This window comes from Enterococcus sp. DIV1224, assembly GCF_050555455.1.
GTDB classification, from domain to species: domain Bacteria; phylum Bacillota; class Bacilli; order Lactobacillales; family Enterococcaceae; genus Enterococcus_B; species Enterococcus_B lactis.
The window spans coordinates 2,099,893-2,121,330 of sequence record NZ_CP187859.1 but is presented as its reverse complement, the minus strand read 5'-3'; the positions used below and the strand labels follow the sequence as shown (position 1 = coordinate 2,121,330).

Genomic DNA, 21,438 nt, shown 5'->3' with positions numbered 1-21,438 from the left:
AGTTTCATGTGGTTTTTTACTCATTTATTTATAAAAAACAAGTAAAATGCGAAGTTTCTCACACTTTTTTTAACAAAATCAAAGTTATTGCTTGAAAGAAGAAGAATCCATCGTTAAAATAAAGCTTGACGTAGAGGGGAGCAAGAAATATGAGAGATTTTCAATTGGGGGCTGCCACCTATTTAAAAAGTGTAGCCATTCGGGTGAAAGACCGAGATAAAATGATTGATTTTTACAAGAACGTTGTTGGCTTTGATTTGAAAAGAGAAGAAAACGAATTAGCCATTTTAGGAACAGAAGAAGCTGGAAGTGAAATGTTGCTGCTGGAAGAAAGTCCTAGAGCGAATGATCACATGGGGGAGATCAAAAAGCTGAACCGTTTCTCATTGATTATCCCTAGCACAGAAGAAATGGCAGATATTCTTTGCCGTATTCGTAAAATGAATTATCCAATCAAAGAAGCTTTAGAAGATCATGGTCGTATGGGGATTTTACTCGTAGACCCAGAAGAGAATGAATTAGAAATTTACCATGAAGAGAATAAGAGTGACCAAAGAGAAGTTCCAGAGACGATGGATCAAGAAGCGTTGTTAAGAAAATCTGAAGAAAAATTCAGTAAACTATCAGCAGGATCTTTTTTTGAGAAAATCCATTTAAATGTTACTGATTTAGCAAAAGAACGCCAATTTCTTAATCGTGTCCTTGGTTTAAAGGTACATAATGAAGAAGAGGGCATCCATGTATTGAATGAAGGAGACTTCCATGTTGGATTGACAGAAGCAAGTGGTGGTGCCATCGATTTGCCTACAGATGAAGTGATTGGCCTTGATTTTCTGAAATTCATGATTGATACTGAAAGCATGGAAGGACTGATTGCTCACTTGCAGCAATTATCAGTCAATTTCTTCTTGGACAAAAAGCATACAGTACTCACAATCTATGATGCCATAGGAATCGAATGGTGGTTCGTCAGTGAGCCAAAAGAAAAGAATAAAACTGACATTCGATGCGACGCTTAACTTTTTATTTCTTAACGATTGTCGCATGTCTCGTCATTTTATGAACGGTCATACTATTACTTGTTCTAGAGATAGAAAGAGCAAACGGTATACCGAATGAAACTGCGTGGTTTTCCGCGCAGTTTTTTTTGTGTAAAAAGGTTGATTCCTCATAGATTAAGCTTTAAGCTTGGACTGTAAGAATTTGACAGAAAAGCAGGAGAAGAAGATGTACCCACAAACGAAACAGCTTATTTTGAAAAAAATGGAAGAAGGATTTTATCCAGGTGTAGCAGCCGCCTTCATCAAAGAAAATCAAGTAGAATCATTTACAGCTGGCTTTGCCCAAGTCGTTCCTGAAAAACAGCCGATGACAGAAGATCTGTTGTTTGATGCAGCATCACTGACGAAAGTCGTTGCAACCACTTCATTAGTTTTGCGTCTATTAGAAGATGGAAAAATAGAACTCGATCAACCACTGCATAAATATCTTTCTGAATTTGAAAATCAGACAATCACTTTGCGTCATTTACTGACACATACTTCTGATATCAAAACATGGATACCAAACAGAGATGAGCTATCTCAGGAAGAATTGATTGCCGCTTATTTGAAGCTAGAACCAGGTGAGCAACTAGGAAAAGAAGTGAAATATACAGATGCCGGAACGATTCTTCTTGGATTGATGCTGGAAAAAATTTACCAAGAAACTGCAGTGGAAATCTTTCAAGAACAAGTATTGGAACCATTAGGAATGATGAACAGCTTATTTCTTCCTTTTCCTTCCAAAAAAATCGTTCCCACAGAACAACTGCCTTCGGGTGAGGTTTTGTGTGGACAAACTCATGATCCGAAAGCAAGAGTTTTAGCTGAACATGCAGGAAATGCTGGGCTCTTTATCGATTTGAACGACAGCATTACTTTTGTCCAAATGTATTTGAACAAGGGAAAAATCAGTAATGGTCGGTTTTTAGAAGAAGAAACGATTGATTCTTTGCTACAAGATCAAACTCCAGAAAGAAATGGCTATCGTTCTCTAGGGTGGGATCTAAAAAAAGATGTAGGAGACGGTCATGCGATTCTTTTTCATACTGGTTATACAGGTACGTTTTTCTTGATTGATATAAAAACACAAGAAGCGTTGATATTTCTGTCCAATCGCGTACATCCTGTCGATCATCGTGCGGAGTATCTCATATGTCGAGATGAAATTGTTGAAAATTTTTTGAAAGAGAAAGCGGTATTACAGAAATAATGCTATAATAGCTATGAAAAATGAGAGGAGTTTGAATTATGCAGGAACCTATGTTTTTAAAACCAGTTTTTCAAGAAAAAATTTGGGGAGGAAGCCGTTTACGTTCAGTCTTCGGTTTTGATATCCCTAACGATAAAATCGGAGAAGATTGGGCGATCAGCGCGCATCCTCATGGTGTCAGTGTAGTAGAAAATGGCGAATTCAAAGGGAAAAGATTAGATGAACTATGGTCAGAACACAAGGAATTGTTTGGCCATCCTTCAGAACCAGTGTTTCCATTGTTGATCAAGATCTTAGATGCAGAAGATGATCTATCTGTACAAGTACATCCAGATGATGCCTATGGGATGAAACATGAAGGTGAATTAGGAAAAACTGAATGCTGGTATATCATCGATGCTGAACCTGGTGCAGAAATTATCTACGGTCATCATGCAAAGACAAGAGAAGAACTAGCTGAGATGATCAAAGAGGGGCGCTGGGATGACCTTTTGAAGAAAGTACCAGTTAAAAAAGGTGATTTCTTTTATGTACCAAGCGGAACGATCCATGCTATTGGTAAAGGGATCATGATTTTAGAAACACAACAAAGCTCCGATACGACTTATCGCGTGTATGACTATGACAGAAAAGATGCGCAAGGACAAACAAGAGAGCTGCATATCCAACAATCGATTGATGTAACAACTGTCCCTGCCAAAACACCAGAATTACAAATCAAAGAAGTCCGAAAAGGGAATTCATCGATCGTCACTTATTTAGAAACTGAGTTTTTCAATGTATATGAGTGGGATATTAAAGGAATCACATCTTTCAAAAAACAAGCCCCTTATACGTTGATGACAGTGATTGAAGGAGCAGGAGACCTTGTTGTTGACGGAAAAACATATCCATTAGAAAAAGGAACAAGCTGTATCATTCCAAGTGGCGTTTCTGAGTGGACGGTCCAAGGTGAACTAGCAATCATTGCGTCTGAACCAGGCAAATAGTTCCCAGATAGCTGAAAGCGGCAGACGGTTTTCGTTTGCTGCTTTTTCTACATAAAATCCGTCTATCAATAAATAGAAGTATGGTGAAAAAGATGGAATACAAATGGAAAGCAAACGGCAGCAGTCGAGTGTTTACGAAACAACTGAGAAAAGCCGGACACCACTTGAATGAGATGATCATGCCCAACCTAAGTCTGTTTATTGCTTGGGGAATCTTATCATTAGTAATAAAAGGTGTGTCTGGCGATTTGCACGCCACGTTGGAAGAGGTATGCCACTGGATGATTCAACTGCTTTTACCAATCTTGATCAGCTATTCAGGCGGAAAATCGGTAGGGGGACAAAAAGGGGCAGTCGCGGGCGCAATCGCTTCTTTAGGGTTGATTGCTCGTTCCGATGCCCCGCAAATCGTAGGAGCGATGATTATAGGGCCGCTTGCCGGCATCTTGTATGAACAATTTGTTTCTAGATTTCATGAGAAATTCAAAGCTGGGTATGAAATGCTTGTCAGCAACTTACTAGTAGGGCTGATTGGTAGTATTATTTGTATAATTGGAATCGTTTTTATTGAGCCAGCTTTAAATAGTTTCCACCTGTTGCTTGTCTCCGTCGTGTCTTGGCTAGTCAAAATGAATCTGTTGCCGCTTGTCAGTTTGATCCTAGAACCTCTAAAAGTATTATTTTTTAATAATGCAATCAACCATGGTGTGTTGACACCTTTAGGAATCGAATTCTCACAAGCAGTCGGACACTCTTACCTGTTTTTGATGGAGGCAAATCCGGGACCTGGTTTAGGGATCTTACTTGCTATCCTTTGTTTTGCAAAAAAACAGGAAAAAGTAAACGCAAGTGGAGCGTTGATGATCCATGCGATTGGTGGGATTCACGAAATTTATTTTCCGTTTGTCTTGTTGCGTCCATCTCTGTTTTTAGCTGTAATGGTTGGTGGAGCAAGCGGCACGTTGATATTCCAATGGTTAGATGCGGGATTAGCTACTCCTGTATCGCCCGGGTCACTACTCGTGATTTTTGCCAATACGCCTTATCCGCAACTAGCTGGGGTAAGTATAGGGATAGCAATCAGTACATTTGTAACCTTCATTTGTGCAACGCTGCTATTGAAATTACCGAAAAAAGAAAAAGGAGACAACACGGTCAAAGAAAGGGGAGAAATCTTGGAACTATCTACCATTCATTCTGTCGTTTTTGCGTGTGACTCAGGCATGGGATCAAGCGCTATGGGAGCCGCCTTGCTGAAGAAAAAATTAGCAGCGGAAAAAATTGATCTCGCTGTTGGATACAGCTCTGTCTATGAATTGAACAATCAAGTAAATCAGCTTGTTATCGTCCAACATGAATTAGCGGATCTTGCAAGAGAAAAAGTACCTCAAAGTCAAATTTTCGTACTGGATCACTTTTTGGAAACAGATATCTTGCTGTCACGAATAAAAGAAGCGATCCACGAACCAAATTGGAAAGAAAAAAAAGAGAGAGTAGAAGTAGTAGAACAGAAAAAATCGCCCGTCAACGTTGTGTTTTTGTATAAAAATAATAGACGTGGTTCACAAACCATGGGCATGGCGATTTTAAGTCAATTAGCAAAAAAAGAGAAAAAACAGTTTGTTATCTTAAAGGAACCAATCGAACAGCTCAAAATCCAAGAAGAAACGATTTATATCGCACAAAGAGAACTAGCTGTAAATGAACAGCTAAAAGAAACGATCCCTCAGCTAGTCCTAGTGGAACATTGGGTAGCTACGAATGAATACGAAAAACTCGTGAAGGGAGAAAAATAAGATGTACTTATCGCCCAGAGAAAAACAATTATTAGCAGAATTTCTCAGCAGTCCCTCACCTGTGACTATCCAAAAAATGATGAATTTATTGAAAGTCAGCAAGCGGACCGTTTACCGCGAATTAGATAATCTTGAAGTCTCATTGAAATCGGTAAATGCTTCTTTGAAAAAAGTAGCAAGAGGTTCGTTTGTCATTGAGGCATCGGAAGAAGTAATGGAGCAATTAAAAGAAAATACAGATGGGAAAAGCGAGGATTTGCCTACTGCTAAACGACAGCACGCAATTTTAGCCGAGCTGTTACTAACGACAGAACCGTTGAGTCTTGCCCATTTTATGGAATTATACCGCATCAGTAATACTACTTTTTATGCAGATATCAAACAGTTGGAAGAAAGTACCCGCCAACTGCCTTTGGAAATCATTCGGAACCAAGGATATGAGATCGTAGGACCGGAAAAATACCGTCGGCTTCTAACAGCGAATGTATTAGAATTAGAAATCAATGAATATGAACTTTTTCATAGTATTTCTTTTGATTCATCGCTGAATTACTTTTTTCGATTCGTTGATCCGCAACATCTGTCTCTTGCACGCCAAGTAGTCGGGGAAGAATTGATCCAAAAAAAGACCAATCTAAGTGATAGAAAACTTGAACATTTGGTTTTGATGCTGACATTGACGATGGATCGTGTAACGAAAAATCATTTACTGACAAATGAGACGTATAATGGTCTGGCAAACAAAGAATTGCTTCAGACCGCTAAACGATTATTCTCACGGATTGCTTCTGAGACAAAACAACTTTACCCAGTAAATGAGATCGTCTTTTTTGCAGGATTATTAAATGACTTCACGAACTCATTTGATCAGAATTTCTTTGAAGAAACGTTCGATACACAGCTTGCTTATTTAGTAAAACAACTGATTCAAGAAGTAAGTGAAGAGACGAATGTCCATTTTTATGAAGATGAAACCTTGTACAAAATGCTTTTGACCCATTTGTCTGGTGTGTTTTCAAGAGCCGTTTTACAAGAAGAGACACTGACTAATCCGATTTTAGAAAAAATCATGGTTCAATATGAAGAAATTGCCAATGCAATCCGCCAAGCAGTAGAGCGGATTTTTCAAGAAAAGAAATTATCAGAAGAAGAGATCGCATATATGGTCCTTCATTTTGCAAATTCATTGGAAAAAAGTCCGAAAGAAAGCAATATCAGTATTGCAGGATTTTCACCAAGCGGCTTAGCTTCTACTAGCATGTTGGAACTGCGTTTGAAACGGTATTTTCCTTTCATTCAACAGATTCATTTCTATCGGATCGCTGATTTGAAAAAAATTGATTTACAAGAAGAATATGATATTGTTATTTCTACATCTATTCTACCAGGATATGATGGAACATATATTTTAGTCTCCCCGCTACTGCTAGAAGAGGAAGTCAAGCAGCTAAAAGAAGCTTTTTCGCATATTGAGAAGAAAAAAAGGCAAAAAAATACGTATAACAGCAATAACGAGTGGATGCTAGAAGATACTTATGAGGAAACGATGCATTTCATGGAGCAAATCAATCAATTACTTGATCGTTTCTTTATTCAAGAACTAGATAATCCTAATACGGTCTCTGAAACGATTCGCAGTTTATTTCCTTATTTTCCTGAAGGACTAGTAACGGATGAAGAGGTGGTTCATCGCCGACTGCTTAAGCGATATGAACAAGCACCTATCGGAATTCCTCATACAAATATGGGGTTATTCCATACATCCAGCTCATTGGTTTCTAAACCGATCTTTTGTATTTTCAATTTGAAACAACCGTTGACAATTGACGGGATGGATAGACAGCCAGTCGATTTGTCCCGTATGTTAGTTATGCTGGCGCCTTCGCCAATCCAAGAAAAAGACGGGATTCTTTTAGGAAAGATCAGTGGAGCAATCATCATGAACGATTTGAACACCGAGATCTTCCGTTCAGGAAATAGAGAAATCGTTTATCAATTGTTAGCGAAAATCCTGATTGAAGAAATAAAGAAATGAGGGTGAAAAGATGATCCAGCTACCAGCAGAAAAAATATTGCTCGATCAATCCTATCAAAATTGGAAAGAAGCGTTGACCGAGATCGGCCAGTGGATGACCCAACAAGGGGGAATCAAAGCGGCATATATCCAATCAATGATCGAAAGACAAGAAAAATCGAGTGTCTATATCGGGAATTTCGTAGCCTTGCCACATGGGACTGACAAAGATGAAGAAGTAATAGAAGAAGGGATCTATTTAGTCCAAGTGCCTGATGGTGTGGACTTTGGAACAAAAGAGGAACCAAAAATCGCTACACTCTTATTTGTAGTGGCTTTAAAAAGAGAACATCAGTTAGCTGTGCTCCAAGATTTAGCCTTTTTCTGTTCAGACATCGACCAAGTAATGGCACTCAGTGATGCGGAAACCATTGAAGAAGTCCAAATGATTTTTGAACATGGAGATATATAACCAATGTTCTCAGTAAAAAAGCTGCCTTGCATCAAGTAATAACTTCAACCAAGTGAAAAATAGGAGACGGTGACAAGATTTTTGTCACCGCTCCTATTATTTTTGTGTTTTAATAGCTCTTTTTTATATAGATAGCGCCCATACCTATGAATAATAGAACGATACTCCATGTACCAAGTGTCAAGATACCATTCATGAAAGTAACCTGTTCTGAAGCTAGTGGCGAGAACATATCTCCTCCTACGATCACATTTTGAAAATCAACATAAGAAGTTGGCAAGTAATGACTGATTGATTCTATACATTCAATCGAAGAAAACAAGCGATACTCTGCTAAGAAAAGACAAAGAAGTGTACCTAAAAGATTGACTAGAGAATGTTCAAATAAAGCAGATAGAAGAAAACTGATTGTACTTAAAAAGAGTACCCACAACAACAGGAACAGAAAACTCTGGAAAAGATACGCATACATCGGAAGGATTCGTATCTCCTGACCAATGATCGTTCCTACAGGATAACGGAAGTCGCCCAAACCATTTTTGATTACTACTAGTATAGAGACGAACAAAAATGGAATCACGAGACTTAGCATAGCTGCACCATAATAAACGGTGAAACGGATGCTATGTTTCTTTACCATACTATCCGGTAATAGATTGACTAGAGAGATTACCTGCTTTCTTTTTTCATAAGAGATGATCGAGGAAAGAAACAAGGCGGTTATACATAAAATCAAAAAACTAGAAATTATTCCTGAAAAAATATTTTCGTAGTAATTCGCTAAAGGGAGATGCGCTGGCAAGTCAAAAATAGAATATCTTTGGATCTGATGTTCTTTCATATAACGGAGCAACTCGACACGTTTTTGTTGTTCAATGATTGGAATTCCTTGTCTTTGACCAGAAATCAGTCGATCCAGTATATCTTTTTCATAATGATAAGTTGCTTCGACCATTTCCTGGACGTTCCCTGTGTTTTTTGCATGTAAGATTGCTTCGATCAGTTTGTTGCTTTTCTCTAAACTTTCCACAAATTCTTTCTCATTCTCATCTTCTTTCAACGTTTCAATCAAAGTTTGCGTCTCTTCATAGTTATGATTCAGTTCATCGAATTCTGTATAAGCAAGTTCATAATCAAAAAAAAGTGGGAATGCAAAGAGCACGATCAACAATAGAGGAAATAAAAAGTTTACTTTGTTTTTTAGTAAGAGATTGCGTTCAAATGTAAATAAAGTCATAGTTACACCTCATACAATTTACGATAAATAGCTAAAATCTCTTCCATATTTGAGGATTCTGTGACGATTTCTCCATTTTTTAGAAAACATGCTTTAGAACAAATCGATTGGATATTCGCGATAGCGTGGGAAGAAAGAAGAATCGTCTTCCCCTCTTTCTGCCATTGTCTGATCAGCCTATTCAAGATATCAATACTTCCTGGGTCTAACCCGTTCAACGGTTCATCGAATAACATGACAGATGAATCACTGATCAAGTAAGCAGCAAGCAAGACATGTTGTTTCATTCCTAGAGACATTTTTCCAATCGGCAAAGTAAGGTACTCAGTCATCTTCAATCGTTGGAAAACAGTTTGGTATTCTACTTTGCTCTGCCAATAGTATTTGATCAAAGTCAAATAATCAACAGCCGTTAGATAGTCGGATAACTGATTCGTTGATTCTAGAAAAAAGAAAGACCGGCGATAATCTGTATAAGCAGTAGGAGAGATGTTGTGAAGGGACAATTGATCATAAGTTGTTGGCAGCAGTTGGGCAATGCCATTCAGCAAAGTTGTTTTGCCAAATCCGTTCGGGGCAATCAAAGCAGCTACTTCTCCTGATTCTACTAAAAGATCCAATTGTCGAATCACACGTTTTTTACCACGTTTCATGTTCATGTTTTTGATCAGTAATGTCATAGATAGGCCTCCAATATAAATTTTAATATCATAATAAAACAAAAAATATCCAAATAAAATGCTGAAAAAAGTTATTATTTACATATTATAAAAAAGTTAAAATAACATGTTTATTTAAAAGTAAAGTTTGCTGATCCCGAAATTTTTTTATTTTGCTGATATCCTCAAACCTTGGGCACAAAATTTCGTGCCAAAGTACGACTATTTCTCTTTTTAGTAAGCGGATACAATTAGAGTATCAAAAGGAGAGAGGAAGAGACAAAATGGAACGGACGATTCCCAAAAACAACATTTCGCTAAAAGCGAGGGTACAAAAATTAGGCAGTACCTTATCAAGCATGGTCATGCCAAACATTGGAGCACTGATTGCTTGGGGTGTGTTAACGGCTTTATTTATCCCAGATGGTTATTTGCCAAATGAAGCTTTCGCTACCATGGTAAGCCCGATGCTAACTTATCTGATTCCTTTATTGATCGGCTATACTGGCGGAAAAGTAATTGCTGGTGACCGCGGATCAGTTGTGGGAGCAATTGCAACGATGGGTGTGATTGTCGGAACAGATATTCCAATGATGCTAGGTGCGATGATCATGGGACCTCTTGGTGGATATGCCATCAAGAAATTTGATCAGCTGTTCCAAAAACGGATCAAATCCGGTTTTGAAATGTTGGTCAATAATTTTTCAGCAGGTCTTATCGGTTTTGGATTAGCGTTATTAGGTTTTTCTGCGATTGGTCCAGTTGTCGATGCATTGACTCAAGCAATGGCAAAAGGTGTAGAGATCATTTTATCTGCCCATTTGATTCCATTGACAAGTATTTTTATTGAACCAGCAAAAATCTTATTTTTGAATAATGCAATCAACCATGGGATTTTGACACCATTGGGAACTGAACAAGTAGCAGATGCAGGAAAATCTATTCTATTCTTGCTTGAAGCAAATCCTGGTCCAGGACTTGGCGTATTACTTGCTTTTACTTTGTTTGGCAAAGGAGCAGCAAAATCTTCAGCACCAGGTGCCATGATTATCCACTTTTTAGGTGGGATTCATGAAATCTATTTTCCTTACGTCATGATGAAACCGTTATTATTCTTATCAGTTATAGGCGGAGGAATGTCAGGAAGTTTCATTTTCCAATTGATGGATGCTGGACTAAGAGCGCCAGCTTCTCCAGGGTCGATCATTGCGATTCTAGCAATGACACCGTTCAATTCTTACCTTCCTGTTATTTTGGGCGTGATTGTTGCCGCAGCTGTTTCATTCGGTATTTCTGCAGTGATTTTGAAAGCGGACGCGAAAGATACAAATGAAGACTTTGAAAAGTCTGTGCAAGAGACAAAAGCAGCTAAACAAGCATCTAAAGGTGCCCAAGGTATTCCTCAAGGAACTGCGCTATCTGGCGTACAAAAAATCATTTTTGCTTGTGATGCAGGGATGGGATCAAGTGCGATGGGCGCTTCGATCTTGAGAAAAAAAGTACAGGAAGCAGACTTGCCTCAAACGGTGACTAACCAAGCAATCAGCCAACTGACAGATGACTCGAATACATTGATCGTTACTCAGGTCGAACTACAAGAAAGAGCAAAACAAAAAGCACCGAACGCGCGTTTTGTCTCAGTAGAAAACTTTTTGAATTCACCTCGATATGATGAAATCATTCAAGAATTGAGCAGCAAACAGGAACCATCAGCTTCTGAAACTAAGAACGAGCCAACAGAAGAGTTTCTTTCAGCAAACATCAAACAAATCAAAGAGATCCTACTTGTTCACGATGATCGTTCGGGATCAGCAACAATGGGGATGACCGTGCTCAAAGATATATTAGACAAGAACCATTTAACTATCCCGTTACGAAAAGTCAACATCCAGGAGTTAAAAGGGGAACCTGATTCACTGATCGTAGCCAAAGAGAGTTTAGCAGAAAAAGCACGGATGGCTGCACCGCAATCCATTCATTTATCGGTTAATAGCATGGTCAACCCACAAAAATTTGAATCAATTGCACAATATTTGAAACAGACAGCTTAAGGGAGGAAAACAGCATGCAAAGTTTGCCATTCGACATGATCGAACTCAATCGATCATTTAAAACCAAAGAAGAAGCGATCCGCTATTGCGGTCAAAAGCTTGTAGAAGCAGGATGCGTTGATGAGGAATATATCGATGCCATGGTAGAAAGAGACAACATGTTATCTGTTTACATGGGGAATTTTATCGCGATTCCTCATGGAACAGATGAAGCAAAAAAATATGTGAAAAAATCCGGCATTTGTGTCGTACAGGTGCCAGACGGTGTCAATTTTGGTACGGAAGAAGAAGAAAAGATTGCGACTGTTTTGTTCGGTATAGCAGGAGTCGGCGATGAGCATCTGCAACTTGTACAGCAAATCGCACTTTATTGCAGTGATATGGACAATGTTGTCCAACTAGCAGACGCGCTCAGCAAAGAAGAAGTAACGGAAAATCTAGCAATTGCTTAAGGAGAGAGAAAAATGAGAGCAGTACATTTTGGTGCAGGAAATATCGGTCGAGGATTTATTGGAGAAATTTTGGCAGCTAATGGATTTGAGATTACTTTCGTAGATGTGAATCACACGATCGTTGATGCTTTAAATGAAAGAAAAGAATACGAAATCGAATTAGCAGATGAATCAAAAGAAAGAATCACTGTAAAAAATGTCAAAGGAATCAACAATCAAACAAATCCAGAAAAAGTAATCCAAGAAATCGCTGAAGCAGATTTAGTTACTACCGCCATTGGCCCGAATATCTTACCTTTTATTGCCGAGTTGATTGCAAAAGGGATCCAAGAAAGAGAAATGGAAGGAAACACAACACCTTTAGATATCATTGCCTGTGAAAACATGATTGGCGGTTCAGCATTTCTAGAAAAAGAAGTGTATAAATATCTTCCAGAAACATCATTTACTGACAAATATATCGGCTTTCCAAATGCAGCAGTCGATCGAATCGTCCCATTACAACACCATGAAGATCCTTTATTCGTCCAAGTAGAACCTTTCAAGGAATGGGTCATTGACGATAGCCAAAGAAAAAATAAAGAAATCCAATTAAAAGGGGTTTTATATGTAGATGATCTAGAACCATATATCGAACGCAAATTATTTAGTGTCAATACTGGTCATGCGACTGTCGCTTATACAGGTGCCTTGTTAGGTTACCAGACCATTGATGAAGCAATGCAAGATGCGTTAGTTGTGGCACAATTAAAATCAGTTCTGCAGGAAACAGGAAGTTTGCTGATTGCCAAATGGGGGTTTGATGCAGAGCAGCATCATGCGTATATTGAAAAAATCATCCATCGCTTCCAAAACAAATATATCTCTGATGCGATCACACGTGTCGCTCGGACACCATTACGTAAGCTAGGTTATCAAGAACGGTTTACACGGCCAGTGAGAGAACTGCAAGAACATAACTTGACTTGTCCACATTTGACGGCAACAATGGGTATTATTTTTAATTACTATGATCCTGAAGATGAACAAAGCCGTCAACTGCATGAAATGAAGATCCATGAAAACTTGGAACAATTGATCCAAGAAGTCACAGGAATCAATGATCCGAAAACAATTGGGAATATCAAGCAAAACGTGAACCGTTATGCCAAGCAAGTCGCTTAAAATAGGATACGAAAAAGGGAAATGTGACGCAACTTTTGTCACATTCCCCTTTTTCGAATAACTAGGCTGTTTGTCCTTCAAGATAGGGCAGGTCCAACTCTTTACCGTAACGTTGTTCTAAAGCTAGGCGGATCAAGCGAGCTGCTAATTTCTCATTTCTTGCAAGGATAGGTCCGTGGAAATAAGAACCGAAGACATTTCGGTAAATGACACCTTCGGATTGATCTTCCCCATTGTTTCCTTGACCTTGTACCACTTTCCCCAAAGGCCGTTCACCTTCACCTAAGAAAGTCCGACCATTGTGGTTTTCAAATCCATAATAAGTTTCATTGAATTCTTCATTATGGATGACAATGTCACCGATAAACCGGTTATTTTCCTGACTTAATGTGTAGTGATCCAGTGCACTGATACCTTGGATCTTTTCTCCGTTGGCTCCCATGTAGTAGTGACCTAGCAATTGATAACCACCGCAAATGGCTAACATGACACCATCATTTTCGATATAGTTGATCAAAGAATCTTTCTTTTTCTGGATGTCTTTTGAAATGATCAGTTGCTCAAAGTCTTGACCACCGCCAAAGAAAACCAGGTCATATTTATCAGCATCAAAAGGTTCATGTATACTAACGATCTCCGTATGGCAAGAAACCTCCATTTTTTCTGCTACATATTTCAACATCAAAAGGTTTCCGTTATCGCCATATGTGTTCATCAAATTTCCATAAAGGTGGGCGATATTGAGTTCATAATTAGCCACGATTCATTCCTCCTTTGATAAATCCTTGAGCCGCTAGTTCTTTACGCAGCTGCAATACAGCAGTGTAAGTAGCTAAGATATAGACATGTTCAGTTGGCAATTCTTTGATTTTTTCGATTACTTCTGGTAATTCTTTTGTTTCTGTCAATTTATTTTCTGGAATCCCGGCAACTTTCAGACGTAAAGTCATATCTGTATGACGGTCTCCTCCAGAAATAACGGCTGGGATATCCATATCGGCAAAGTTTTCAAAATTACCATCCCAAATCCAGCTGACATCGATTCCGTCTGCGTAATTGGCATTCAATAAAGCCACTAAAGAAAATGGATAAGGAGCTAGACCAATCATATCGATTACTTGATTGATACCTACAGGATTTTTGACAAGTACTAATGTACATTTTTTTCCATTGATATTGATGACTTCTTGTCGGCCGAACACTTTCTCGTCATATCCTAACCCTTGTTTGATTTTATCAGGATCGACATTGAAGTACTCCGCCACTGCAGTAGCTGCTAAAGCGTTGTAGACGTTATACATACCACCAACTTCGATTCCATATTCATGACCATCGATCACAAAATCTGCTGAAACATTGTCCATCCGTACCATATCAGTCAATCGGTAATCCAGTTCAGGTCGTTTGAAGTCACAATTTGGACAGTAATATTTTCCTAAGTTTGCATAAGTGATCATTTTATAATGCAGGATGTGATGACAATTTGGACACAAGACACCGTCTGTATTGTAATGCGCCATTTGTTCACGATCTTCTTCATGGTCAAAGCCATAATATTTTCTAGGATTAACTGTTTCGATCGAATTGAAGATCGGTGAATCACCGTTACTGATAATCGTTGCATTTGGTGACTTTGCAGCACCGTCTACAATCATTTTATAGGTCGTATAAATTTCTCCATACCGATCCATTTGATCACGGAAAATATTTGTAAATAAAAATAGTTCTGGTTTCATATATTCTGTGACTTTGCTCAAACTTGCTTCATCTATTTCTAGGACAGCAAATTTTTTCTGTCCTTTTTTTGGTTTTGCCTGCAAGAAAGTCGATACAATTCCCTGTACCATATTCGCACCAGTAGGGTTGGTTAGAACTTCATCGAATTGCTGGCGCAAAATATTGACTGTTAAAGCGGTAGTCAATGTTTTACCGTTTGTTCCGGTAACAACGACGACTTGGTAGTCTTTTGCCAAGCTATCTAGTATATGTGGATCGACTTTCAGCGCTAGTTTACCTGGTAAACTTGATCCGCCTTTAAAAAAAGTTTTTAATGCCCATTGCGACGTTTTCCCAACTGCAATCGCAAAATGACTGCGTATTCCCATTATGTAACCTCCAAAAACGATTTGCTGACGAATAAATTCAACTAATCATACCATATGTTGAAAAAAAGGTTAAATTGCTTTTCTTATTCTTAAGAAAAGGTTACGGCTGAAAGTGCATGAAATCGGACAAAACCGCATGATTTAACAAAAAAACAGCTTGAAACAAAATGATTGTTTCAAGCTGCTGTGATTTTATTACTCCTCATCGGTCTTTTCATTATTAACCAATAATGATTTTCTCACTTGGATATTCATAGCCCAGATCTCGGGTTTCTTTTGGTACGAACAGCATCAATGTATACAGCATTCCAATCCGCCCAATAAACATCAGGGCAGCAATCGTAATTTTCCCTACAACAGACAAGTCGCCGGTAATTCCTAAGGACAAACCAGTTGTTCCAAAAGCAGAAGTTACTTCGACGATGATCGAGATCAGTGTTTGTTCCTCTGTAGCAGATAAAAAAACGATACAAAAGAAACACATACCAAGAGAAAGCATAAAGACAACGACTGACTTTCGCACATCATCTTGTTCGATTCTTCGTCCAAAAATATTGATATTATCCTCACTCTTGAGGAAGGAGTATAGATACAAACCGATGATCGCTACAGTAGTTGTTCGAATCCCGCCTCCTACAGAACTAGGACTGCATCCGATAAACATCAGTAAAGAAAAAATAATCAGTGTCGTAATCTGAAAATCACTCAAATCGTGAATCTGGAGACCGGCATTACGAGTCGTGATCGAATAAAACATCGAATTGATCCATTTGACACTCATACTGGAATCTTGGAATAAATGGTCCTTTTCCAATAGATAAATTAAGATAGTTCCCGAAACGAACAAGATGACAAAAGCCAACACAGCTAATTTGGTAAACAAGGAAAAACGAAATGGAAGCTTTGCACTGGAACGTTTATATAACAGCCACTCCCGGCACTCCATCAATACAGGAAAACCAATTCCGCCGACAAAAATCAAAAACATGATCAGAATCAAGAAAAAATAGTCATGTGCAAAGGGCTTGATGGAATCCCCAGTGACGTCAAATCCAGAGTTCGTGACAGCCGATACCGCCTGATAAAAACCATAAAAAACGGCATCACGCCAACGATCAAAATAGCCTCTGTAATAAAAATAAATAGAAAAGAATGTCCCAAAAAGTAATTGAAACCAGATTAAAATAGCAAAAGTGATCCGAATCAGTCGGACGATACCAGACAAACGCGGTTGATTCATATCCGTCATGATCAGCTGCCGCTGTTTCAATGTGATTCGTCGTTTAGAAAAAATGACAAAAGCAGTAGAAATCATCATGATCCCCAAACCACCAACTTGAAATAATATTTCCAGCAGTATAATGCCGTTATCATTGAACACAGAATTGATATCAAAAGTCGATAGTCCAGTCACACTCACTGTACTGATTGCCATGAACAGCATGTCCACAAAAGAAACATGGCTATCTGGTTCGCGAAAAATCGGCAGATAAAATAGAACGAGTGATAAGACCGTCATCAATATATAATAAAAAACGATGATTTGGATCGATGAGAAATGATTGGCAGCAAACTTTTGTCCTCGCCGCTGCAGCCTTTGAAAGAATAAATCAACATGCACAGTACTATCCTCCTGACAATAGTCGTTTCTACCAGTATACAAGGGGAATCAGGAATACTCAAAGAAATTATTGAACAGATAACAATACAGCTTTCGATTAAAATAGAAATGGCTTATAATAAAGCAAATCCTAGAAAAAAGAAGGAGGAGGAATAACAAATTGATCAATGCCCAACAAATCGTAGAAAAAATGAAAAATCAAAAAATAAATTATGATACAGTTCTGAAAAAAATGATCATGCAATGGGAGAAAGAAGAAGTAAAGCCTAAGATATTAATACATACATGCTGTGCTCCTTGCAGTACGCACACATTGGAATTCATGTCTCAGTATGCAGATATCACGTTATTTTTTTCAAATTCGAATATCCATCCTAAAAGTGAGTATTTGCGGAGATTACATGAACAAAAACGATTTGTAGACCAATTTAATGAGAAAACTGACCATCATGTAGCGCTGATTGTTGATGAATACCGTCCAAGTGAATTCACCAAAATGGTTTTAACCAACCATCTTGAAGACGAAAAAGAAGGTGGTGCTCGCTGTAGTGCATGCTTCAATACGCGATTAGATCTTGTTGCGCAAAAAGCGCAAGAACTAGGATACGATTATTTTGGAAGTGCCCTGACGATCTCACCAAAGAAAAATGCAGCCTTGATCAATCAAATCGGAATGGATATCCAAAAGATTTACGGGACACGATATTTGCCAAGTGATTTCAAGAAAAACAAAGGCTATGAACGCTCTTTGCAAATGTGCAAAGAGTATGATATCTATCGCCAATGTTATTGTGGTTGCGTGTTCGCTGCCAAGCAGCAAGGATGTGATCTGAAAAAAATCAATCGGGAAGCAAAAGCTTACTTAAAAACATCGACCGTAGTTTTGGATGAAAATTAAAGAAATCTTTCGGAAAAACGTAAGAAAAAAATAAAGAATTTATGATAGAAATAAGGTAGACTGTATAATTTGTCCGTAGTAAAGTAAGGAAACAAGAATAAATTTCAATGAAGGAAGAGATAAGATGCGAAAAGTAGCACCTATTTTGAAGCCAATCGCTGTATTAACAATCTCGACGATTGTCGCGACTACTACAGGTATTGTGAATAGTTCCAGCTACCGTGCACCAAGTTCAAGTTCTAGTACTGTAGAAGAAACAACACCAACTACTTCAGTCTCGACATCTGAACCAACAACAACGGAAAGTTTGAATGAAACCACTACGACAAGTACATGGGACGATACAACAACTAGTTCGTCGTATGATGAGACATATACAACTGACAGCTCAAGCGAAACAAGTAATACGGTACCAGATGGCACTCCATCGGATTCAACCAATCCAAGTACAAGTCCGGATACAAGTGCTAGCTCCGAAACGATACCAAGCAGTACGACTGTAGATGATAACACGCAAAATGATGATGCAGCACGTACAGCACAGCAAAACCAAGATTCAGGAAATACCCAAGCGTATAACCAGCAAGCAGGTGATTCTCAATGACATTTTTACTAGACCTTATCAACGGGGTGCATAAATTCCTTGGCTATTTAGACATCAGTCCTAAATATCTTAACCGTGGATATACGATTTTAAGTGTGATTCCCACGCTTTATTTATTGAGAATTGTTTATGGACTTTGGCAAAACCAAAACTATCTTCAATTTTTCTTATATGGACTTGCATTTCTAGTGCTTGTTTATTTTACTGTTTTAAATGTATTTTATTACTTTTTAGATAAAAACACGAAAGCCGATGTCACGCAGCTTTTTGTGAAGTATTTGCCTGATGAAGCGTTCAACATCCAGACAGAAGAAACGATCAATAATGGAAATTCGATCGATAAAGTGAATACACAAGAGGTCATGGTTTCGTATGACGAAGATTACCAATTGAAATTAGCCGAGAATATGCGGTATTTGATTGGAAATGGTGAGATCAAAACAAATGAACTCGGTCGCATGGATGGATTTTTGGTCGACAGAAATACATTGTATCCTTATTACTATGTCAAGAAAACAGGTGAGAAAGAGTATGTTCTAAATATTGGACGAAGCTACTCGGACATGGAAAAAGTAGGGACCATTCGACTGAGCTCAACAGAAGACACATTGGAACCTGTCGGATTGTTCATCGTTGGCGGTGATTTTGTCAAAGACGGGTTGCGTTATCATGAGCCTTATCGCCTGAAATTAATTGCAAAAAAAGCACAATCACAAGAAGAACAAGTTGTTTATAGTCGGAGCCAAAGAAGAAGACATTCATAAGGGGATGTGACATGACTTTTGTCATGCCCCTTTTTTATATAACGAGAAAAATAGAACGAACACGTCACTTATTCTTTCCTTTCATTTATAAACATTGTAGAATAAAGAGAGTACAACGAAATATCGTAAAAAAATGTAATAAATAACGAGGAAATATAAGTAGGAGGTAAGCTGTGAAAGAATTTTTGAAAAATTGGGGGATTCTGATCCTTGTATTAGCGGCTATTTTATTAGCTAGAGTGTACGTGTTTACACCAGTCACTGTAAACGGACATTCGATGGACCCTACATTAAGTGATGGACAACGACTGATTTCATCTAAAATCTCGAACTATGAACGAATGGACATTATTACTACGAAGGAACCAGGGGATGAAGAACGAATGATCGTTAAACGAATCATTGGTATGCCTGGGGACACAGTCAAGATGGAAAATGACCAGTTGACCATTAATGGCAAAAAGTATGATGAGCCTTATCTAGATAAGTTCAAAAAAGAATTTTCAAAAGATAAGTTACAAGGAGAGTATGCTTATAGTTCAGGGTTCCAAGCACAAGCAGAAAGTGCCTCTACCTTTACGAGCGATTTTGAATATACTGTGCCGAAAGGAAAGTATCTTGTTCTGGGGGATAACCGTTTGATTTCAAAAGACAGCCGAATGTTTGGGTTAGTCGACAAAGATATGATCCAAGGCAAAGTTGTTTTCCGCTACTGGCCTCTTTCAGAAATCAAAATCATTTGATGAAAAAATAAAAAGAAGAGGTTGTGACAGAAGTGGTCAGCTTCAAGAAATAAGAAGCTGCTTTTGGAACACCGTTTAAACGAAAAAAGAAGCTGTGACATATTTTTGTCACAGCTTCTTTTTAATCTTTTTGGCTGATGGATAAGAAAAGCGACGCATGTTTATTCATGAATAGCTTTTCTCCACGATGAAAAGTATGACTAGCAGTAGAGACAAAGCCAGTTTTTTTCAATCGATCGTTCAATTCTTCTTGGGTAAAACCATTATGGACTTTCGGATGACTGATTTGTTCATTCTTGTCAAAATCTACAATAATCAGTTGACCGCCAGGAGCTAAAAGTTCGTAAAGTTTCATGAGAATAGTCTCTGTATCGGGAATGTGCAAAAGTACGAGTGATAGAAGGGGACAGCAGGAAATTCGACAGAGGCATCAGCGTGGATCGTGCGGACATTTTTCAGATCTGCTGCTTGGATCTTTTCTTCTGCCATTTTCAACATAGTTTCTGAAGCATCGGCAATGATCAGTTCTTTGAATCTTTCCGCAAGCGGTAAACTCACAAGCCCAGTTCCGCCTCCATAATCCAGCAGGACTTTTTGGTGGCTGTCGCGCGGTAGATAAGTAGTTAGTTCTTCGCGAATAATTTTGGCTAATGCTTGACGGTCAGGGGAATCATAATGGTTAGCGATGGAATCAAAAATATTTTTTGTCATCAAATAGCTCCTTACATAAAACTTTGGAATTTTAACTTATTATAGCACGTGAAAAGAAAGAAAACATGCTATACTCAATTCAAAAAGAAAGTATTTAGCGGATGTACTTATTTTTATAACTCCTAAGAATTTTCAAGGACAGAAATTTTTCCAGAAAGATGAGAGAAATGGATCGCCTTATTTAGTTCCTGTCAAAAAGTTGGAACAAAAGTAAGCAAGGGATTTGAACGATAATCTGTGCTTGATGAAAATTCTCACTGTAAAAAATGTTGAAAATCAAGTATAATACCATAGGAACAAACTGGAAGGTGAAAAAGAGCATGGCACAACTATTTTTTAAGTATGGCGCAATGAATAGCGGCAAGACGATCGAGATCCTAAAAGTCGCTCATAATTATGAAGAACAAAACAAACCAGTTGTCTTGATGACAAGCGGTATTGATACGAGAGATGGTTTAGGCGTTGTTTCAAGCCGAATCGGACTGAAACGTGAAGCAATGCCGATATTTGAAGAAACAGACGTATTTGACGTGATTCAGAACATGGAAAGCAAACCCTATTGTGTGCTGATCGATGAAGCGCAGTTCTTAAAAAAGAAACATGTCATTGCTTTTACGAGAATCGTGGATGAATTGGATATTCCGGTTATGGCGTTTGGTTTGAAAAATGATTTTCGAAACGAGTTATTTGAAGGATCAAAATATTTATTGCTTTACGCAGACAAGATTGAAGAAATGAAAACGATCTGTTGGTTCTGCCACAAAAAAGCAATCATGAATTTACATTATATTGATGGGAAACCTGTTTATGAAGGCGATCAAGTGCAAATTGGCGGAAATGAAGCTTATTACCCCGTTTGTCGAAAACATTACTTTCATCCATCAATGATTACAGAAGGAGAATAA

19 protein-coding genes and 1 pseudogene are annotated in these 21,438 nt (G+C 38.2%); 14 read left to right on the top strand and 6 right to left on the bottom strand.

Annotation, left to right across the window (positions count from 1 at the left end; genetic code table 11):
• Positions 1-149: 149 nt before the first annotated feature.
• The 6 genes from IGK53_RS10370 (at position 150) to IGK53_RS10345 (ending at position 7,524) form a co-directional block, all read left to right on the top strand.
• Positions 150-1,019, top strand: coding sequence for a VOC family protein (locus IGK53_RS10370; RefSeq protein WP_002291486.1), 870 nt, complete (start codon positions 150-152; stop codon positions 1,017-1,019).
• Positions 1,020-1,227: 208 nt separating this feature from the next.
• The gene (locus IGK53_RS10365; protein WP_002291488.1) at positions 1,228-2,253 is read left to right on the top strand and encodes a serine hydrolase domain-containing protein; all 1,026 of its coding nucleotides are present in this window, start codon (positions 1,228-1,230) and stop codon (positions 2,251-2,253) included.
• A gap of 38 nt (positions 2,254-2,291) precedes the next feature.
• Positions 2,292-3,242 carry a mannose-6-phosphate isomerase, class I gene (gene manA / locus IGK53_RS10360; protein ID WP_002291489.1) on the top strand — a complete coding sequence of 317 codons (951 nt, stop codon included), beginning with the start codon at positions 2,292-2,294 and terminating at the stop codon, positions 3,240-3,242.
• A gap of 92 nt (positions 3,243-3,334) precedes the next feature.
• Positions 3,335-5,038 carry a PTS transporter subunit EIIC gene (locus IGK53_RS10355; protein WP_002291490.1) on the top strand — a complete coding sequence of 568 codons (1,704 nt, stop codon included), beginning with the start codon at positions 3,335-3,337 and terminating at the stop codon, positions 5,036-5,038.
• 1 nt (position 5,039) lies between these two features.
• Positions 5,040-7,073, top strand: a complete 2,034-nt coding sequence (locus tag IGK53_RS10350; RefSeq protein WP_002291491.1) for a BglG family transcription antiterminator — start codon at positions 5,040-5,042, stop codon at positions 7,071-7,073.
• Positions 7,074-7,083: 10 nt separating this feature from the next.
• Complete coding sequence (locus tag IGK53_RS10345; RefSeq protein WP_002291492.1) at positions 7,084-7,524, top strand: PTS sugar transporter subunit IIA; 441 nt, start codon at positions 7,084-7,086, stop codon at positions 7,522-7,524.
• 109 nt (positions 7,525-7,633) lie between these two features.
• Here IGK53_RS10345 and IGK53_RS10340 read toward each other — a convergent pair whose 3' ends face one another.
• Entirely contained in the window at positions 7,634-8,761 is a 1,128-nt protein-coding gene (locus IGK53_RS10340; protein ID WP_002328940.1) for a hypothetical protein, read from the bottom strand.
• 2 nt (positions 8,762-8,763) lie between these two features.
• Positions 8,764-9,441: an ABC transporter ATP-binding protein gene (locus tag IGK53_RS10335; RefSeq protein ID WP_002291495.1), complete on the bottom strand. Its 678-nt coding sequence runs from the start codon at positions 9,439-9,441 to the stop codon at positions 8,764-8,766.
• A gap of 263 nt (positions 9,442-9,704) precedes the next feature.
• On the opposite strand from IGK53_RS10335, the gene IGK53_RS10330 reads away from it, so the two are divergent.
• The 3 genes from IGK53_RS10330 to IGK53_RS10320 are packed head-to-tail and all read left to right on the top strand — an operon-like array spanning position 9,705 to position 13,087.
• Positions 9,705-11,471: a PTS mannitol-specific transporter subunit IIBC gene (locus IGK53_RS10330; RefSeq protein WP_002291496.1), complete on the top strand. Its 1,767-nt coding sequence runs from the start codon at positions 9,705-9,707 to the stop codon at positions 11,469-11,471.
• A 14-nt stretch (positions 11,472-11,485) separates the two neighbouring features.
• Positions 11,486-11,923, top strand: a complete 438-nt coding sequence (locus tag IGK53_RS10325) for a PTS sugar transporter subunit IIA (RefSeq protein ID WP_002291499.1) — start codon at positions 11,486-11,488, stop codon at positions 11,921-11,923.
• Between the two features lie 12 nt (positions 11,924-11,935).
• Entirely contained in the window at positions 11,936-13,087 is a 1,152-nt protein-coding gene (locus IGK53_RS10320) for a mannitol-1-phosphate 5-dehydrogenase (RefSeq protein ID WP_002291501.1), read from the top strand.
• 61 nt (positions 13,088-13,148) lie between these two features.
• Here the strand turns inward: IGK53_RS10320 and IGK53_RS10315 are convergent, their stop codons facing one another.
• From IGK53_RS10315 to IGK53_RS10305, 3 genes are all read right to left on the bottom strand, one after another.
• A complete protein-coding gene (locus IGK53_RS10315) occupies positions 13,149-13,847 on the bottom strand; it encodes a type 1 glutamine amidotransferase (protein ID WP_002291503.1) in 699 nt (232 codons plus the stop codon).
• A complete protein-coding gene (locus IGK53_RS10310; RefSeq protein WP_002287244.1) occupies positions 13,840-15,192 on the bottom strand; it encodes a Mur ligase family protein in 1,353 nt (450 codons plus the stop codon). Before IGK53_RS10310 ends, IGK53_RS10315 begins: the two co-directional genes overlap by 8 nt.
• Before the next feature lie 220 nt (positions 15,193-15,412).
• Positions 15,413-16,813, bottom strand: coding sequence for a TrkH family potassium uptake protein (locus tag IGK53_RS10305; protein WP_002291505.1), 1,401 nt, complete (start codon positions 16,811-16,813; stop codon positions 15,413-15,415).
• Positions 16,814-16,973: 160 nt separating this feature from the next.
• On the opposite strand from IGK53_RS10305, the gene IGK53_RS10300 reads away from it, so the two are divergent.
• From IGK53_RS10300 to lepB, 4 genes are all read left to right on the top strand, one after another.
• Positions 16,974-17,711, top strand: coding sequence for an epoxyqueuosine reductase QueH (locus tag IGK53_RS10300; RefSeq protein WP_002291509.1), 738 nt, complete (start codon positions 16,974-16,976; stop codon positions 17,709-17,711).
• Between the two features lie 124 nt (positions 17,712-17,835).
• Positions 17,836-18,315, top strand: a complete 480-nt coding sequence (locus IGK53_RS10295) for a hypothetical protein (protein ID WP_002291510.1) — start codon at positions 17,836-17,838, stop codon at positions 18,313-18,315.
• The gene (locus tag IGK53_RS10290; RefSeq protein ID WP_002291511.1) at positions 18,312-19,079 is read left to right on the top strand and encodes a DUF6681 family protein; all 768 of its coding nucleotides are present in this window, start codon (positions 18,312-18,314) and stop codon (positions 19,077-19,079) included. Before IGK53_RS10295 ends, IGK53_RS10290 begins: the two co-directional genes overlap by 4 nt.
• Before the next feature lie 173 nt (positions 19,080-19,252).
• On the top strand, positions 19,253-19,822 hold the full coding sequence (gene lepB, locus IGK53_RS10285; RefSeq protein ID WP_002291512.1) for a signal peptidase I: 570 nt from the start codon (positions 19,253-19,255) through the stop codon (positions 19,820-19,822).
• Between the two features lie 121 nt (positions 19,823-19,943).
• Here the strand turns inward: lepB and IGK53_RS10280 are convergent.
• A pseudogene (locus IGK53_RS10280) lies at positions 19,944-20,533 on the bottom strand (class I SAM-dependent methyltransferase).
• Between the two features lie 320 nt (positions 20,534-20,853).
• Here IGK53_RS10280 and IGK53_RS10275 point away from each other — a divergent pair.
• Entirely contained in the window at positions 20,854-21,438 is a 585-nt protein-coding gene (locus IGK53_RS10275; RefSeq protein WP_002291517.1) for a thymidine kinase, read from the top strand.

What these genes read in the sequence shown, in the direction of transcription:
- IGK53_RS10370 (WP_002291486.1), top strand. Translation starts at nt 150, where the DNA reads ATGAGAGATTTTCAATTGGGGGCTGCCACCTATTTAAAAAGTGTAGCC.
- IGK53_RS10365 (WP_002291488.1), top strand. Translation starts at nt 1,228, where the DNA reads ATGTACCCACAAACGAAACAGCTTATTTTGAAAAAAATGGAAGAAGGA.
- manA (WP_002291489.1), top strand. Translation starts at nt 2,292, where the DNA reads ATGCAGGAACCTATGTTTTTAAAACCAGTTTTTCAAGAAAAAATTTGG.
- IGK53_RS10355 (WP_002291490.1), top strand. Translation starts at nt 3,335, where the DNA reads ATGGAATACAAATGGAAAGCAAACGGCAGCAGTCGAGTGTTTACGAAA.
- IGK53_RS10350 (WP_002291491.1), top strand. Translation starts at nt 5,040, where the DNA reads ATGTACTTATCGCCCAGAGAAAAACAATTATTAGCAGAATTTCTCAGC.
- IGK53_RS10345 (WP_002291492.1), top strand. Translation starts at nt 7,084, where the DNA reads ATGATCCAGCTACCAGCAGAAAAAATATTGCTCGATCAATCCTATCAA.
- IGK53_RS10340 (WP_002328940.1), bottom strand. Translation starts at nt 8,761, where the DNA reads ATGACTTTATTTACATTTGAACGCAATCTCTTACTAAAAAACAAAGTA.
- IGK53_RS10335 (WP_002291495.1), bottom strand. Translation starts at nt 9,441, where the DNA reads ATGACATTACTGATCAAAAACATGAACATGAAACGTGGTAAAAAACGT.
- IGK53_RS10330 (WP_002291496.1), top strand. Translation starts at nt 9,705, where the DNA reads ATGGAACGGACGATTCCCAAAAACAACATTTCGCTAAAAGCGAGGGTA.
- IGK53_RS10325 (WP_002291499.1), top strand. Translation starts at nt 11,486, where the DNA reads ATGCAAAGTTTGCCATTCGACATGATCGAACTCAATCGATCATTTAAA.
- IGK53_RS10320 (WP_002291501.1), top strand. Translation starts at nt 11,936, where the DNA reads ATGAGAGCAGTACATTTTGGTGCAGGAAATATCGGTCGAGGATTTATT.
- IGK53_RS10310 (WP_002287244.1), bottom strand. Translation starts at nt 15,192, where the DNA reads ATGGGAATACGCAGTCATTTTGCGATTGCAGTTGGGAAAACGTCGCAA.
- IGK53_RS10295 (WP_002291510.1), top strand. Translation starts at nt 17,836, where the DNA reads ATGCGAAAAGTAGCACCTATTTTGAAGCCAATCGCTGTATTAACAATC.
- IGK53_RS10290 (WP_002291511.1), top strand. Translation starts at nt 18,312, where the DNA reads ATGACATTTTTACTAGACCTTATCAACGGGGTGCATAAATTCCTTGGC.
- IGK53_RS10275 (WP_002291517.1), top strand. Translation starts at nt 20,854, where the DNA reads ATGGCACAACTATTTTTTAAGTATGGCGCAATGAATAGCGGCAAGACG.